This window comes from Sphingomonas sp. 28-62-11 (assembly GCF_002278865.1).
Taxonomy (GTDB): Bacteria; Pseudomonadota; Alphaproteobacteria; order Sphingomonadales; family Sphingomonadaceae; genus Sphingomonas.
The window spans coordinates 1-14991 of sequence record NZ_NCGB01000006.1 but is presented as its reverse complement, the minus strand read 5'-3'; the positions used below and the strand labels follow the sequence as shown (position 1 = coordinate 14991).

The window sequence follows — 14991 nt, the reverse complement described above, 5'->3', positions numbered from 1 at the left end:
AGAGGTTACGCTGCCCCGCCCCAAAGACGACAAGGAGATGGTGAAATGTTGAAGGCTGCAATTCTGCTCATCATGGCGTCCCCTCTCCTTAGCAGCGCGCTGTCAGGGCAGACGAACGCCGATGGCGCCAAGGAAGCTCCGATCATCGTTTATGGCGAAAGCCTTGCCGACTCAGCTCGGCGGTTGAACGACTGCATCGAGCGCCAATGCGCCCCTGACCAGGACATTGCCGCCACGCTGCGCCATGCAGAAAACCAGTTCGTGGCCGGCGATTATCTCAATGCCCGGCGCACGCTGCTCGCGTCCCGCTCGCGCAACAAGCAGTTCAGCAAGACCTACCCTGTCGAAGTCGCCAATCTGCTCCGCGCCAATTCGCGCGTGGCGGCACATCTTGGCGAAGGCGAGGCCCAGTTCATGGGTGCACTCGATACGGTAAGCGCGCTGAAGGCCGGCCTGCCAGATGATCATCCCCGCGTGCTCGGCGCGCGCGTTGAATTGGGCGACACCTATGCCCGCTTCGGCAGGATAAGCGAGGCTGAGAAGCAGTATCGGGCCGTGGCACGTCGTGCAAATGAGCTAGGTCTGCCCAAGGTCGAGGGCCATGCTCTGTTACGGATCGCCGCGATGTACACCTTCCTCGCCGAATCGGATCCCGCGACGTATCGATACAGTGCAAAACGGGCGCTGGATGGGCTTGCGAACAATGCCGATCCCGACCTGATTGCTTTCGCCGGCGCAGCACGCGTTCTCAAAGCCCGCCTTGCGTTTCGAAGCGGTGACAGCAGCGTCGTTGATGCGCTGATTGCAAGCTATCAGGCGCAGGCACCGAACCTGACACCAACCCTGCTGTACGCGCCCAAAATCGATCTTGCCGGAAGTCCCCGGACCACCAATCTGAACATCGACAATGGGTTCAGTTCGGCACTCGGTCGACTTCCAGTTCACAATGTCGATGATCAATGGGTCGATGTGGGTTTTTGGGTAGCCCCGGACGGCAAAGTAACCGATGCGGCGGTTATGCGCGAAAGCAAGAAGTACTCGGACAGCAACCCCTGGGTGAAGCCGATTCTCGCATCGATTGAGGGTCGGCGCTACGCACCAATCGCCCTGGACCCGAGCGACCCGGGTGTGTTCCGGGTAGAACGCTACACCTACACGTCGCGCTACACCGATATCACCGGATCGCGCATTCGCCAGCGTAGCATTGAACCGCGAATCGAGTTCCTTGATCTGTCGCCATTGCCGGTCGCCGCTAAGACTGGGAGCTGATCGCCCTAGCCGCGCGTAAGGCCAGCCTTGCGCGCGGAAGCGACTGCAATCGCGAAACAGGCGGCGAACAATCCGGCATCCTTCAGCAGAAACTGCGCGATGCCGCCGATGAACGGCGCGCCATAGCCGGGCTCCCAGATCGGCGCGCCGAGCAGGAAGCTGAGCGTGATCAGGAAGGTACACATGCCCATCAGACCGCCGAGCAGGCTGGCGCGGGCCGACCATGCGCCGATTGCAAGTGCTGCGCCGGTCGCGAGTTCGATCGAACCGATAACGTTGCTGGCACCCTGCACCCCCCAGATGGGGTACATCCACGCAAAGAGCGGATACTGGCTCGCAATCTTCGCAACGCCTTCTGCTTCATAGGTCGCAAACTTCGCGATCCCGAAGAAAAAGAAGATCAGAACGAGCGCCCAGCGCAGCATGGCGGTGGCGGTGGCATCACTGGGAACGGGTAAACGGTTGGTCATGAAAAGGCCCCTTTGGCACGAATGGATTGCACCCCATTCGTTCTAGGAAGCGGATCAGTTACACCCGGCTCGACCATTCGTCGCGCAGCAGCCCCCAGATCAGGCTGTCGCGCACGCCAATATGCGTTTCCCACTCGCCGCGCAGACGCCCCTCCAACGTAAAGCCAAGCCGTGTCAGCAAGCCATTCGAGGCGCTATTATCCGGATCGGTATCAGCAAAGATGCGGCGATGGCCTTCGACCGTGAACAGATAATCGATCAGCGCTGTGACGGCCTCTCGCGCCAGCCCGGTGCCCCAATAAGCGGGGGCAAGCGAATAGCCGATCTCGATCACCCTCCCCTGGCGCTCTTCGTGCGCTGCGGCAGTCCCGATCGCGCGATCATCGCCGTGCCGCGTGATTGCCCAGGATCGCCAGTCGCGGGCCAGATCATTTCGCGCCAGCTGTTCGCGGGTCTGCTCGACGCTCTCGTGGGCAGCGTGCGTCCACCACATCATGGCAGTCGGATCACCGTATACGGAAAACAGCGCCTCGGCATCGTCGACTACCAAAGGTCGCAACCGCACGCGTTCGCTGTCAATGATCGGTGTTTCGTTCACCGGGTAAGTGCTTCGACCAGCGCCTTTACTTTTTTCTGGCGCCATTGCGGTAGCGGCGCGACCAGCCAATAGCCCTTGGCATAGGGCTTGGGATCGCCAATCACGATCACCCGGCCAGCTTCAATATCGCGCGCGGCAAGCAGTTCGGGCACGGTCGCCCGCCCGAGCCCCTGCGCGGCAGCATCGATGGCGAGGCCGGCATCGCCGACCCGCACCAGCGAGACTTCGGGATCATTCAGGCAGCCTGGCCAGGATATGCGGGTATCAGCGCCGCCACCGGGGCGCTCGATCGTGACCATACCGTCGGATTCAAGCGCTTCGCCCTCATGCTCGCCCGGCCCCTCGCCCCAGCGGATCGCCAGATCAAGATTGGCTTCGGTGAAGTCGATCAATTCATCGGCGTTTACGAGCACGAACCGTAATTCGGGATCAGCACGGGCAATTTCGGCGAGGCGTGGCAACAGCCATTTTTCGGAGAAATCGCGCGGGGCGGCGATGGTTAGCGATTTGGAGGTTTGCCCCGCCTGCATCGCGCGAACGGCTTCCTCGAATTGCAGGAAACCGTGTCGTAGCGCAGCCAGCCCGGCCTCGCCTTCTGGCGTCAGTTCGAGGCCCTTGGTCGTGCGACGGAACAGCACCGTTCCCAACGTGTCCTCAAGCGCCCGAATTTGCTGACCGACTGCCGCCGGAGTCACCGCCAATTCGTCGGCGGCGCGTGTGAAGCTCAGGTGGCGCGCGGCGGCGTCGAGCACGCGCAGACCGTTCAGGGGCAGGTGCGTGCGCTTCATCCCGCCACCGCCGGTGCAATCAGCGCGAATTTGGGGATGTCGACATCGAACCCCGCACCGTCGGTGTCGATCATGTGATAACTGCCCTGCATCGACCCTGCAGGCGTCGGCAGCGGACAGCCCGAGACGTAATCAAAACTGCCCCCCGGTGCGATCAGCGGTTGTTCGCCCACAACGCCTTCGCCCTCGACGGCATGGCGGTGGCCACGCCCGTCGGTGATGATCCAGTGTCGCGTCAGCAACTGTACCGCGACCGCGCCAATATTCTCCAGCCGGATATGATAGGCCCAGAACCAGCGCCCCCGCGCGGGATCGGACTGTTCGGGCAGATAACTGACCGAAACGCGCACGATCACGTCGCGCGTTTCGGCGACATGCGGGAACAGCGCCTTCATCATGGCGCGCGGCTCATTGGCGTCCGCTCATAGACCGACCACCGTCAGCGCCTGATCGAGATCGTCGATCACGTCGGCGGGGTCCTCAAGCCCGACATTCAGCCGCAGCAGGTTCTCGGTCACGCCCATTTCGAGCCGCTTTTCCTCCGCAACGCCCGAATGCGTCGTAGAGGCAGGGTGAGTCATCAACGATCGCGAATCGCCAATATTGTTCGAGATATCGATCAGCGCCAGCGCATCGAGCAGGCCATGCGCCTGCTTGCGGCCGTCAGCGACTTCGAACGCAAAGATCGACCCGCATGCCTCCATCTGGCTCATGGCAAGATTGTGCTGGGGGTGGCTTGGCAAGCCTGGGTGCAGGATGCGGGGCACCCGCCCCTCCAGGAAACGCCCAACCTTCAACGCATTCTCGCTTTGACGCCTGATCCGCAGATCGAGTGTTTCAAGCCCCTTCAACACCACCCACGCGTTGAACGCGCTCAGCGTCGGCCCGGTGTTGCGGGTAAAGGGCAACAAAGTGTTGGTGATCCAATCTTCGGTGCCGCACACCGCGCCGGCAAGCACGCGCCCCTGCCCGTCCATCATCTTGGTAGCCGAATGGGCGACGACATCAGCGCCATATTCCAGCGGGCGCTGGAGCGCCGGGGTCGCAAAGGCGTTGTCGACCACCGACGTAATGCCGTTATCGCGCGCAATGCCGCAAACCGCCTTCAGATCGACGACGTCCATCGTCGGATTGGCGGGGGTTTCGAAGAAAAACACCTTGGTGTTCGGGCGTCGCGCATCATCGAACGCCTGCGGATCGCGCGCATCGACCACGGTCGTCTCGATCCCGAACTTGGGCAGCAATGTATCGACCAGCCAGCGGCAGGAGCCGAATGCCGCTCGCCCGGCGACGACATGATCGCCGCTTTGCAGCTGGCACAGCAATGCGGCAGTCATCGCGGCCATGCCGGTCGCCATCGTACGACACGCCTCTGCCCCTTCCATCAGCGCGATGCGCTGTTCGAGCATTTCGACGGTGGGGTTCTGCAACCGCGAATACGTCATGCCCTGCTGCTCGCCGGCAAAGCGCGCGGCTGCATCGGCAGCACAATCATAGGCATAGCCCGATGTCAGGAACAGCGCTTCCGAGGTTTCACCCCATTCGGAACGCGCCGTACCGCCGCGCACCGCCTGGGTGGCGGGTCGCCAATGTTGCGTGATTTCGCGGTCTTGTCCGGTGCGACGTTTCATGAACGCTGCTTTGCCGGTTCGGGGGCTAACCCGTCAATGGGGCGATGGAGAGCGACGTGCTTGAACCATCAGCGCGATGATGGAAGGGACGATGGCATGAAGCCCGATTCGCACACCCCCCGGCCCTGGCATCAAGCCCCGTTTGTCGCGATGGCGATCGGCCTTGCCGCGCAAATCCTGTTTCTGATCAACCTGGCCCGCCCGACCAAACCGGTATTCGACGAGACGCATTATGTGCCCGCCGCCAATTACCTGCTGACCTTGGGCGGGCCGCTGAACATCGAACACCCGCTGCTGGGCAAGGAAATCATCGCGCTCGGCATCCTGCTGTTCGGTGACAATAGCTTCGGATGGCGATTCTTCTCGACGATCGCGGCGACAGCGGTGGTGGTGGGGGTGTTCGCAATCGCGTGGTTGCTTATCGGCCGAGTCCGGCCCGCAGCGTTTGCCGCGCTGTTCGCGATCCTGAACTTCACGGTGTTCATCCAGGCGCGGATCGCGATGCTCGACGGATACATGGCGGCCTTCACCGTTACTGGCATCGCCACGCTGATCTGGGCGATGCACGCGCCGCCTGAACGCATCCTGCGGCGTCTCGCGCTGTCAGGCATGCTGTTTGGCTTAGCGGTTGGCGCGAAATGGGCGGCGATCCCATTCGTCGCCTTTGCCGTGCTGGCCATCATGTTCGTCCCCGCCGACGATGCCCCTCCGCTCCACCGGCGGCGCGTGACGGCGGTGCTGCTGTTCGGCGGGGTCAGTCTGATCGCCTATTTCGTTACCTTTGCCCCAGCATTCTTCTATGCGCGTGACCCGCTGACGATTGGCACATTGCTGCCGTTTCAAGCCATTATGTATGCCCAGCAGACACAACCGCTGCCCCCGCATACCTATCAATCGAACTGGTGGACCTGGCCGCTCGACATTCGCCCGATCTGGTATCTCTATGAACCGGTCGATGGGGCCGTGCGAGGCATTTTGCTGGTCGGCAATCCGGCCATCATGTGGGGCGGGCTGGTGGCGGTGGCGGCGTGCATTTATGCAGCGGTTCGCGATCGGGCGCGAGTTGCAGGCATGATCGCGGGACTGTGGATCGGCGCCTATCTGCCGTGGATCATCATCCCCAAAAAGGTCGGCTTCTTCTATTATTACTATTTGCCGAGCATCTTTCTGTGCCTCGCGCTGGCCGCGGCGTTCGACCATTTCGGCAAGGGGCGACTGCGCGACGCCGACATGTGGTTTGCAGGGCTCGCGGCGACCTTATTCGCCTATTTCTATCCGATCCTGTCCGCCGCGGCGCTGCCCAGCGACCAGGCGTTCCTGAACTGGATGTGGTTCTTTAGCTGGCGTTAGTACCGCCCCCAGGTAAAGCGCGAGGACAGTGCGTAATTCCATACCGCCCCCACGAGCACGCCGACCATCGCCGACGCCGCCCAGGTGCCCGTCCGCGCATCATAGAGAAACGCGGCAACGCCGATATTGGCGACCAGCCCGACCGAGCACACCACGCAAAAAGATACCCAGCCGTCAAGCAGCGGCCGAAACCCGCGGAGCCGACGATCGCGATAGGTAAGCGCATTGTTGAGGAAGAAGTTGAGCGTCATCGCACAAGTCGCCGCCGCCATCTGGCCGATCAGGAAGGTCGCGCCGATCGCCAGCACTACCGCCAGCACCCCCATATGCGCTGCCAACCCGACCAAGCCGATGGCGCAGAACATGGCAAACCGCACCGGCACGTAGCGGCCAAACATCCGATCATACAGCGCTATCAGATATTCCATCGCGACAACGTAATCGAGCTTGCTCTCCCCCGCCGTGCGGACCCGGAAGGTGTAGGGCAGCTCGACGAAACGCAATGGGCGCGGGCTGCCGGTCATGATGTCGAGCAGGATCTTGAAGCCGATCGCCGCGAGATTGGGCGCGATCGCGCGAACCATATCGGTGCGGATCATAAAGAATCCGCTCATCGGATCGGTGAGATCAGCCTTCAGCACTTGCCGCGACAAGCGCGTCGCAAAGGCTGATTTGGCGACCCGGTCCTTGTCCCAATCGCCCGTTCCGCCATCGCCGACAAAGCGTGATCCGATCGCGACGTCGAGGCCCGGATCGGCCTGCAACGCATCGAGCATCTTTGGCAGCAAGGTCTCGTCATGCTGCAGATCGCCATCGATCACGGCGACCAGAGGCGCGGCAGTGGCGCACATCCCTTCGATACAGGCCGACGAAAGCCCCCGCCTACCGATCCGCTGAATCACGCGGACACGGCGGTCGGTACGTGCAATTTCGCGCGCGGCATTGGCGGTGCCGTCGGGGCTGTCGTCGTCGACGAAGATCGCTTCCCACGCCCGCCCCGCCAGCGCGGTATCGAGCTTAGCGACCAGCAGCGGCACATTTGCCGCCTCGTTGAACGTCGGGATGACGATAGCGAGTTCGAGCAATGCGGCCTTCGCAGTCAACGATCGTCCCCCGGCTTCATCAGCCACTTCGCCTTGCCGAGCCGATGCCGATCACGCAACCGCTCTCTTCAGCCGATCGATCAGCCGTTCGCGCGACGCGAGCGCATCTGCCCGGCGATCGACCAGCACGTCACGTTCCAAGAAATGCCCGGTGATCCGCAGGCCAGCGAGCACATCATCCCAATCCGCGGCGCCACCGTGCACCAGAAAACCCGGCAACCGAAGCAAGCGGGCGGCATGATCGCCGGCTGCCTGAGCACTCACCGCCCCGCCGCTGCGGGGGCTGACCCAGGCGAGGTCCTCCTCCGCGCCAGTCACAACGCAGCGCTCCAGATCAAGCCCAAAGCCGAGTTCGGCCAGCAACAGCAATTCATAGCGCACCAGCGCACCCGCCCAGCCTCGCGCCGCGGGGGCGGCCTCGATGGCGTCGAACAGCGCCGTCAATGCATCATGCAGGTGCGCAAAGGGCTGCCCCTCGGGCAGTGCCGCCGATGTCAGCACCGTCGCCCAATCGAGCGCGGCAGCGGGCAGGGGCTCGGCGAACAGCGGCGCGCGGCTGTGGATCAGCTCCACCGTCAGCCCGCTCAACTGCTCTTCAGTCCGCGCGCGCCATTCGCCCAGTACCAGATTGGACGGTTGCAAAATCGGCTTGATCCGCCGCGATCGCCCGCCGCGCACATAGCCCGGCTGCACCCCATAATCGCGGGTAAGCGCGCGGACCACCGCGCCGTGTTCGCCATGCGATCGGATCGACAGGATCAGGGCCTCGGCACGGATATGCATCGCGCGGCTATACGCCGAACCACGCCGCGCGCGAAACTAGCGCCGAATGCGCTTGGCGACCTTCTGAAGCCCCAGCTTCTGGGTCGCGCGCTTGCCCAGCGCCATGCTGCGATCGAACCCGCCGAGCGCCACCGTCGTCAGCCGATTGACCAGCGACGCCCGCAGCAACAGCATATCGATGCACGCGACCCCGCCGGTGGCGAACTGGCGCTTGTGCTGGCCATCGCCCTCCGTGAAGTCGAACCGGGTAAAGCGCCCTTCGGCGAACAGGTCACCCAGCGCCGCCATCTGCAGCACCGCACCCGGTGAAAGATCATTGAACGCCGGATCATGCCCGACATGGTCGTACCGCACGACTCCGCCCTGCACCGGGCAATAGAGATAGGCAGCCGGCTCGCCAGCGACATAGAGCAGCCAGGCACGCACTGAATCGGCAGCTGCACCGCTGTACATCTGGCGCAGGAACGCATCGTCATCGGGCAGGCCACTGCCGAGCAGCCGTTCCTGATAAGTGCGAAGCGAAATCCGCCGGGCGATATCGTGGAACGCCGTCATCTCATCAGGTGTCCGAAAGCGTCGGATATCGAGCGTCCCGCCTGAAACGTCGGCGACCTTGCGGGTCTTTCGCTTGATCGTCGAGCGTGTGTTGCCCGAAAGGCTCGCCTGATAGGCATCGAAGCCGATCGTCAGATCGATATAATGCCGGGTGTAGTGCTGGCGGACGAATGCGATCATGCCGCCGCCCGCAAAGGCCATCGCGTCACGCCGATCGGCGGGGAGCGAGGTGATCGCATAGCCATGCGCGGTTCGATCAAGCGTCGGCAGGACGGGCAAGCGCCCCTCCATCGCCTCATCCAACGACAAGGGCACACGGACCAGCTGGCGCTGCACGGCCATGAGGGTACGGGCGCCGACTTGAAACCGCAAGGGCAGCGGCATCGCCGTCATGCCACGCGCTCCGCGACGAGATTGGACCAAAGTTGTTCGGCCTGCCGCCAGCGTCGACGCGTCATACTTGCACCAATCGGGCGATCATCGCGACCGAGACGAAGCAAAGGGCGGTCCGCAAAATGGGCGGTTGGCAATGCATCCCGTCGCTCGGCAAGCATTGTGCAGAGTGCCTCGAACCGGCTGACATGGACGGCATTGGGCGCGGTGCCATTGCGGTTGGCAAGTTCGAAACCGTGATTGACGATCGTCAGTGCTGCATGATCGTTATCGATGGCATGGTCGAGCGCGGCGCGCATTTCGGCAGCCGACAGCGCACAAATTTGAAAATGGCGCATCCGGCCCGGCGCATCTTCGATCAACGATACCGGCACTTCGACAATCCCCTGATGTTCGATCGGCGCGATCTGGCCTTCCGCCAGGGTGATCGCGCTCGGCCATGGGTGCGCTGCACCATTATGGCTGCTGTCGTATTGAAATGCCAGATCGGTGAGCGCGGCGAGCGTATCGTCGTTCGCACCGTAATTCCCGCCGCGAAACGCGATCGGCGTTGGCGCGCCAGCCGCGACCAGCAGATCGCGCGCGCCACCAAGCAAATCACGCTGCGCATCGAGTGTCAGTTCGTTGATGTTCGAAGGGCCACGGCCATGGCCCTTATCCCCCGCCTTTGCGCCGATCCAGTTCGGGTGAAGATGCAATTGCACTTCCTGCCCTGCAGTCAGGATCGCCTCGATCAACCGTTTGAACGGATCAAGGCCATAGACCAGCGCAGGCATCGGATCGACGAAATAGGTCGCTTTCAAGCCGTAGCGTTGCAACAGGCCGACCTGATATGAAACGCCGACCCCGCCCGGCTCGAACGAGCGGACGAACAGCGTCTCCACGTCATGACCGGCGACATGGTGTCGCCACATGATTTCAGTGTCGACAGTGAGGAAAACGGGCGTCGGCATGGGCTAGGTCTAGCCCAACACGATGAAGAAACTCCGAATCAGCGCTGTAACGTTTTGTTGCTGAAATCCGCCACATCACCGCGCATGGAAGAAATCATAAATGCCCTGCGCCATAGCGACCGACACCCCGGGGGCCTTTTGCAGATCCTCCAAACTGGCATTGCGGACGGCGCGGGCGGTGCCGAAGTGCATAAGCAACGCTTTCTTGCGCGCCGGGCCGATGCCAGGCACTTCGTCAAGCGGGCTCGCGCCGATCGCTTTGGCGCGCTTCGCCCGGTGGGCGCCGATCGCAAAGCGGTGCACCTCGTCACGCAACCGCTGGAGATAGAACAGCACCGGCGCATTGACCGGTAGCTGGAATTCGCGTCCGTCGAGCAAATGGAAAACCTCACGCCCGTCGCGACCGTGGTGTGGCCCCTTGGCGATGCCCACTAGGCACACATCCTCGATCCCCAGCCCTTCCAGCACTTCCTTTGCCGCATTCAATTGCCCGCGACCGCCATCGATCAGGACGAGATCGGGCCAGTCGCCACGATCGCGATCAGGATCTTCATCCTGCGCGCGCTGAAAGCGGCGGGTGAACACCTCGCGCATCATCGCGAAATCATCGCCCGGCGCGGTATCGGGGTTCTTGATGTTGAACTTGCGATACTGGCCCTTGCGGAACCCCTCCGGCCCCGCGACGACCATTGCGCCGAGCGCATTGGTGCCCTGGATATGGCTGTTGTCGTAAATCTCGATCCGGTCAGGGGGCTCGCCCAGATCGAACAACTCGGCGACTTCACGCAGCAATTTGGCCTGGGTGGTGCTTTCGGCGAGCCGCCGATCAAGCGCTTCCTCGGCATTGCGCTTGGCCTGATCGAGCAGCCGCCGCCGCACCCCGCGCTGCGGCGTTGATAGCGCAACCCGGTGCCCCGCCGCAGCCCCCAGCGCCTCGCCCAGCAATTCGCCTTCATTCAAATCGCGATCGATCAGAATCGTACGCGGCGGCGGCACTTCCTCGTAAAACTGGCTCAGAAAGCTGCTTAGCACCTCATCTTCGGGCACGTCATTGGTATGCGCGGGGAAAAAGCTGCGATGCCCCCAATTCTGCCCACCGCGAATGAAAAAGGCCTGGATGCCGATCACGCCGTCTCGATTGGCCATCGCAAAGATATCGGCATCCCCTACCCCATCGGCGTTGATCGCCTGCGATCCCTGAATGAAGGTCAGCGCGCGCAGCCGATCGCGCAGGATCGCCGCGAGCTCGAAGTCCATCGCCTCGGCGGCCGCTTCCATCTGCTTGCCAAGCTTCACCTGCACTTCGGTGGATTTGCCCGCCAGAAACGACTTCGCGTCCGCGACCAGATCGGCATAGGCATCAGCATCGATCCGCCCGACGCATGGCGCCGAGCAGCGCTTGATCTGATAAAGCAGGCACGGCCGATCGCGATTGCGGAAGAAACTGTCAGTACAACTGCGGAGCAGGAACAGCTTTTGCAATGCGTTGAGCGTGGTGTTGACGGAGCCAGCACTCGCGAACGGTCCGTAATAATTGCCCTTGGCCCGCCGCGCGCCACGATGCTTCTGGATACGCGGAAATTCATGGTCGGCCCGCAGCAGGATGAAGGGGAAGCTTTTGTCGTCGCGCAGCAGCACGTTGTAGGCCGGGCGATAGCGTTTGATCAGCTGTGCCTCGAGCAGCAGCGCCTCCGCCTCATTATTGGTCGTGACGATCGTCATGCTGCGGGTCTGCGCGACCATGCGTTGAAGGCGGCGCGAGAGGCGGTCGACCTGGGTGTAGTTCGTCACCCGGCTCTTCAGCGCGCGCGCCTTACCGACATACAGCGTGTCGCCCCGCGCATCATTCATCCGGTACACGCCGGGGCGAGCGGGTAGCGTTGCCAATACGTTACGGATGGCTGCCACGCCGGCCTCCAGATCGGGCGCATCGGCCCCGCGTACGGCATAAGCGGCCTTGTCTTCGTTGAAGCGATCGGGTTGGTGGGGCGTACGCATCCGCCTCAGTTAAGGCGGCGCACCGGACGCAACAACGGCTTTAATGATCAACTTGGGGGATCGGCCACATGGACCTGCACGGAAAGACCGCCTTGGTGACAGGGGGCACCGACGGGATCGGCCTGGCCCTGGCGCGGGCATTGCGGGTGAAGGGTGCGCACGTGATCATTTGCGGTCGTGATCCAGCCCGGCTGGCCGCGGCACATGCCGAAGGGCTCGAAGCCATCGACGCCGACCTGACGACCGATGCCGGGCGCGACAAGATCGTCGACGTGGTTCGGCAATGGCCGATCGACATTCTGGTCAACAATGCCGGTATGGGCACGCTGTACGATGTGACCAAGGGGATTGACCTTGATCGGGTCGATCAATGCATCGCGCTCAACCTCACGACGCCAATTCACCTGATTACGCGCCTGATGGACGGGCTCCGGGCGCGATCGCAGGCAATGATCGTCAACGTCACATCGGGGTTGGCCATTGCCCCCAGCAAGGGCGCCCCGGTTTATTGCGCAACTAAGGCAGGGCTACGCAGCTTCACCCAGGCGCTACGCGCGCAACTCGCAGGCAGCAACGTCCATGTCATGGAAGTGCTGCCGCCTGTGGTCGAAACACGAATGACGGCAGGCCAATCGCACAAGAAAATGCCGGTAGAGGAATGCGCGCGACAGATTGTCGCCGCCATGGAAACCGATCGGCATGAAGCCAATGTCGGGATGACCAAGCTGCTGAGCGTGGTCCACAACATCTCCCCGGCGATCGCCCGCCGGGTAATGTTGCGGTTTTAGCGCCGAACCCGGGCCGACCGAAGGCGAACCAGCTCTAGCCCTCATCCCCCATCCGCAGCGCGGCGATGAAAGCTTCCTGCGGGATGCTGACCGAGCCATACTCGCGCATCCGCTTCTTGCCCTCTTTTTGCTTGTCGAGCAGCTTGCGCTTGCGGCTGGCGTCGCCGCCATAGCATTTGGCGGTCACGTCCTTGCGCAAAGCCGCGATCGTCTCGCGGGCGATCACCTTGCCGCCGATTGCTGCCTGGATCGGAATTTTGAACAGGTGACGAGGGATCAAATCCTTCAGCCGCTCGCACATGCCCCGGCCGCGGCTTTCGGCGGTGCCACGGTGGACGATCATGCTCAGCGCATCGACGGCTTCCGAATTGACCATGATGCTCATCTTGACGAGATCACCCTCGCGATAGCCGATCTGGTGATAGTCGAAGCTCGCATAGCCGCGGCTAATGCTCTTCAGACGGTCGTAGAAATCGAACACGACCTCGTTGAGCGGCAATTCGTAAGTCACCTGCGCGCGGCCGCCGACATAAGTCAGGTTCTTCTGGATGCCGCGCCGGTCCTGGCAGAGCTTCAGGATCGAGCCGAGATACTCGTCAGGGCAATAAATGACCGCTTCGATCCACGGCTCCGAAATGCTCTCGATCTTGGTCGGATCGGGCATGTCGGCGGGGTTGTGCAGCTCGATCTCGCCGCCGCCATAGGTGAGGTTGATCTTGTAAACCACCGATGGCGCGGTGGTGATGAGATCGAGGTCATATTCGCGCGTGAGGCGCTCCTGGATGATTTCCAGGTGGAGCAGCCCTAGGAACCCGCAGCGAAAGCCGAAGCCGAGCGCGGCGCTCGATTCCATCTCGAAACTGAAGCTGGCATCGTTCAGCCGAAGCTTGGAGATGCTCTCGCGCAATTTGTCGAAGTCGTTGGCATCGACCGGAAACAGCCCGCAGAACACCACCGGCTGGACAAGCTTGAAGCCAGGCAGCGGTTCAAGCGCGGGGCGCTTGGCATCGGTGATCGTGTCACCGACCGCGGTCTGCGCGACTTCCTTGATCTGCGCGGTGATGAACCCGATCTCGCCGACACCAAGTTCGGTCAGCTGCTCGATCTTGGGGCGGAAACAGCCGACCCGGTCGATCAGATGCTGGGTGCCCGTGGCCATAAACTTGATCAGCTGGCCCTTTTTCAGCGTACCGGCCATCACGCGAACGAGGATGACGACGCCCAGATACGGGTCATACCAGCTGTCGACGAGCATCGCCTTCAACGGCGCATCGGCATCGCCTTTGGGCGGCGGAATGCGCGTCACTATTGCCTCGAGCACGTCGGCGATGCCGATGCCCGACTTGGCGCTGGTCAGCACCGCGTTCGATGCATCAAGGCCGATAACTTCCTCGATTTCCGCGCGCACTTTCTCGGGCTCGGCCGCGGGTAGATCGATCTTGTTGATAACGGGCACGATCTCATGATCATGCTCGATCGACTGGTACACATTGGCAAGCGTCTGCGCTTCCACGCCCTGTGCCGCGTCGACAACAAGTAGCGCGCCCTCACACGCGGCAAGGCTGCGGCTAACCTCATAGGCGAAATCGACATGGCCTGGCGTGTCCATCAGGTTAAGCGCATATTCCAGCCCGTCCTTGGCGACATATTTTAGCCGGACGGTCTGCGCCTTGATGGTGATGCCGCGCTCTTTCTCAATATCCATATTATCGAGCACCTGCTCGGACATTTCGCGCGCGGAAAGCCCGCCGGTCTGCTGGATCAGCCGGTCTGCGAGCGTCGACTTGCCGTGGTCGATATGAGCGATGATGGAAAAATTGCGGATGCGGTCGAGCGGAGTCGTCACGGGTGCCATTCTGTTGTATGTTGGAATGAGCCGTCCGTATCACTTAAATATGCGGAAGCCAAAGGCGCTGGCCGGTTAATCGGCGAACCGGCCATGATGCGCCTTCGGCTACACCCGCAGCAAAAGGGGGATCTGCTGTGGCAAAGTTTATTCTGCAATCTGTAATCGCTATTGCCGTTGGCATGCAGGCATTTTCGAGCCTGGATGCCCAAATGACCTCCAGTTCAGCCGAGGCGCAATGTCGCAGGACGCTCGAAACCCAGAATCGACTTTGCGCTAGCAAGCCTTCTTCGGGCTGGAATTCGCAACAGAGCTGTATCGATCGGAATCAGAATTTCTTCGAGCGGTGCATGCGCAATGCCAATGTCACTGACGTGCTCCCCTGAAACTCCGCCAGTCTGAGCTAGAGTCCTTCATGAAGGAGGACGACGATGAAGCGCAGCAGATTTACCGAGGAGCAGATCAT

The 14991-nt window shown here is 62.1% G+C and carries 14 protein-coding genes; 3 read left to right on the top strand and 11 right to left on the bottom strand.

Translation table 11 applies throughout. The annotated features are described in order from the left end of the window. Positions 1-45 precede the first annotated feature (45 nt). A complete protein-coding gene (locus B7Y49_RS02835) occupies positions 46-1269 on the top strand; it encodes a hypothetical protein (RefSeq protein WP_374126053.1) in 1224 nt (407 codons plus the stop codon). 5 nt (positions 1270-1274) lie between these two features. Here B7Y49_RS02835 and B7Y49_RS02830 read toward each other — a convergent pair whose 3' ends face one another. The 5 genes from B7Y49_RS02830 to B7Y49_RS02810 are packed head-to-tail and all read right to left on the bottom strand — an operon-like array spanning position 1275 to position 4756. Next, positions 1275-1739 carry a YkgB family protein gene (locus B7Y49_RS02830; RefSeq protein ID WP_374126052.1) on the bottom strand — a complete coding sequence of 155 codons (465 nt, stop codon included), beginning with the start codon at positions 1737-1739 and terminating at the stop codon, positions 1275-1277. A 58-nt stretch (positions 1740-1797) separates the two neighbouring features. Continuing rightward, complete coding sequence (locus B7Y49_RS02825) at positions 1798-2337, bottom strand: GNAT family N-acetyltransferase (RefSeq protein WP_374126051.1); 540 nt, start codon at positions 2335-2337, stop codon at positions 1798-1800. Next, the gene (locus tag B7Y49_RS02820) at positions 2334-3125 is read right to left on the bottom strand and encodes a LysR family transcriptional regulator (protein ID WP_374126050.1); all 792 of its coding nucleotides are present in this window, start codon (positions 3123-3125) and stop codon (positions 2334-2336) included. The genes B7Y49_RS02825 and B7Y49_RS02820 overlap by 4 nt, the downstream gene beginning before the upstream one ends. Then, positions 3122-3520, bottom strand: a complete 399-nt coding sequence (gene apaG, locus B7Y49_RS02815; protein ID WP_374126120.1) for a Co(2+)/Mg(2+) efflux protein ApaG — start codon at positions 3518-3520, stop codon at positions 3122-3124. The genes B7Y49_RS02820 and apaG overlap by 4 nt, the downstream gene beginning before the upstream one ends. Before the next feature lie 27 nt (positions 3521-3547). Continuing rightward, positions 3548-4756, bottom strand: a complete 1209-nt coding sequence (locus B7Y49_RS02810) for a PLP-dependent aspartate aminotransferase family protein (RefSeq protein ID WP_374126049.1) — start codon at positions 4754-4756, stop codon at positions 3548-3550. A 96-nt stretch (positions 4757-4852) separates the two neighbouring features. Here B7Y49_RS02810 and B7Y49_RS02805 point away from each other — a divergent pair, with 96 nt between their 5' ends. Next, positions 4853-6106, top strand: coding sequence for a phospholipid carrier-dependent glycosyltransferase (locus tag B7Y49_RS02805; RefSeq protein ID WP_374126048.1), 1254 nt, complete (start codon positions 4853-4855; stop codon positions 6104-6106). Here B7Y49_RS02805 and B7Y49_RS02800 read toward each other — a convergent pair. From B7Y49_RS02800 to uvrC, 5 genes are all read right to left on the bottom strand, one after another. Then, positions 6103-7209, bottom strand: coding sequence for a glycosyltransferase family 2 protein (locus B7Y49_RS02800; RefSeq protein ID WP_374126047.1), 1107 nt, complete (start codon positions 7207-7209; stop codon positions 6103-6105). The genes B7Y49_RS02805 and B7Y49_RS02800 overlap by 4 nt on opposite strands. Before the next feature lie 51 nt (positions 7210-7260). Next, positions 7261-7992 (bottom strand): DNA repair protein RecO, encoded by a 732-nt coding sequence (gene recO / locus B7Y49_RS02795; protein WP_374126046.1) that lies wholly within the window; start codon positions 7990-7992, stop codon positions 7261-7263. 36 nt (positions 7993-8028) lie between these two features. Then, positions 8029-8940, bottom strand: coding sequence for a GNAT family N-acetyltransferase (locus tag B7Y49_RS02790; protein ID WP_374126045.1), 912 nt, complete (start codon positions 8938-8940; stop codon positions 8029-8031). Beyond that, positions 8937-9893: a polysaccharide deacetylase gene (locus tag B7Y49_RS02785; protein ID WP_374126044.1), complete on the bottom strand. Its 957-nt coding sequence runs from the start codon at positions 9891-9893 to the stop codon at positions 8937-8939. Before B7Y49_RS02785 ends, B7Y49_RS02790 begins: the two co-directional genes overlap by 4 nt. 75 nt (positions 9894-9968) lie before the next feature. Continuing rightward, positions 9969-11891 carry an excinuclease ABC subunit UvrC gene (uvrC, locus tag B7Y49_RS02780; RefSeq protein WP_374126043.1) on the bottom strand — a complete coding sequence of 641 codons (1923 nt, stop codon included), beginning with the start codon at positions 11889-11891 and terminating at the stop codon, positions 9969-9971. A 68-nt stretch (positions 11892-11959) separates the two neighbouring features. Between uvrC and B7Y49_RS02775 the strand changes: the two genes are divergently transcribed. Next, positions 11960-12679 (top strand): SDR family oxidoreductase, encoded by a 720-nt coding sequence (locus B7Y49_RS02775; RefSeq protein WP_374126042.1) that lies wholly within the window; start codon positions 11960-11962, stop codon positions 12677-12679. A gap of 34 nt (positions 12680-12713) precedes the next feature. Here the strand turns inward: B7Y49_RS02775 and lepA are convergent, their stop codons facing one another. Beyond that, a complete protein-coding gene (lepA, locus tag B7Y49_RS02770) occupies positions 12714-14534 on the bottom strand; it encodes a translation elongation factor 4 (RefSeq protein ID WP_374126041.1) in 1821 nt (606 codons plus the stop codon). Positions 14535-14991 lie beyond the last annotated feature (457 nt).

Coding starts and splice junctions, on each gene's coding strand:
- B7Y49_RS02835 (WP_374126053.1), top strand. CDS start 46: ATGTTGAAGGCTGCAATTCTGCTCATCATGGCGTCCCCTCTCCTTAGC.
- B7Y49_RS02775 (WP_374126042.1), top strand. CDS start 11,960: ATGGACCTGCACGGAAAGACCGCCTTGGTGACAGGGGGCACCGACGGG.
- lepA (WP_374126041.1), bottom strand. CDS start 14,534: ATGGCACCCGTGACGACTCCGCTCGACCGCATCCGCAATTTTTCCATC.
- uvrC (WP_374126043.1), bottom strand. CDS start 11,891: ATGCGTACGCCCCACCAACCCGATCGCTTCAACGAAGACAAGGCCGCT.
- recO (WP_374126046.1), bottom strand. CDS start 7,992: ATGCATATCCGTGCCGAGGCCCTGATCCTGTCGATCCGATCGCATGGC.
- B7Y49_RS02820 (WP_374126050.1), bottom strand. CDS start 3,125: ATGAAGCGCACGCACCTGCCCCTGAACGGTCTGCGCGTGCTCGACGCC.
- B7Y49_RS02785 (WP_374126044.1), bottom strand. CDS start 9,893: ATGCCGACGCCCGTTTTCCTCACTGTCGACACTGAAATCATGTGGCGA.
- apaG (WP_374126120.1), bottom strand. CDS start 3,520: ATGAAGGCGCTGTTCCCGCATGTCGCCGAAACGCGCGACGTGATCGTG.
- B7Y49_RS02790 (WP_374126045.1), bottom strand. CDS start 8,940: ATGACGGCGATGCCGCTGCCCTTGCGGTTTCAAGTCGGCGCCCGTACC.
- B7Y49_RS02805 (WP_374126048.1), top strand. CDS start 4,853: ATGAAGCCCGATTCGCACACCCCCCGGCCCTGGCATCAAGCCCCGTTT.
- B7Y49_RS02810 (WP_374126049.1), bottom strand. CDS start 4,756: ATGAAACGTCGCACCGGACAAGACCGCGAAATCACGCAACATTGGCGA.
- B7Y49_RS02830 (WP_374126052.1), bottom strand. CDS start 1,739: ATGACCAACCGTTTACCCGTTCCCAGTGATGCCACCGCCACCGCCATG.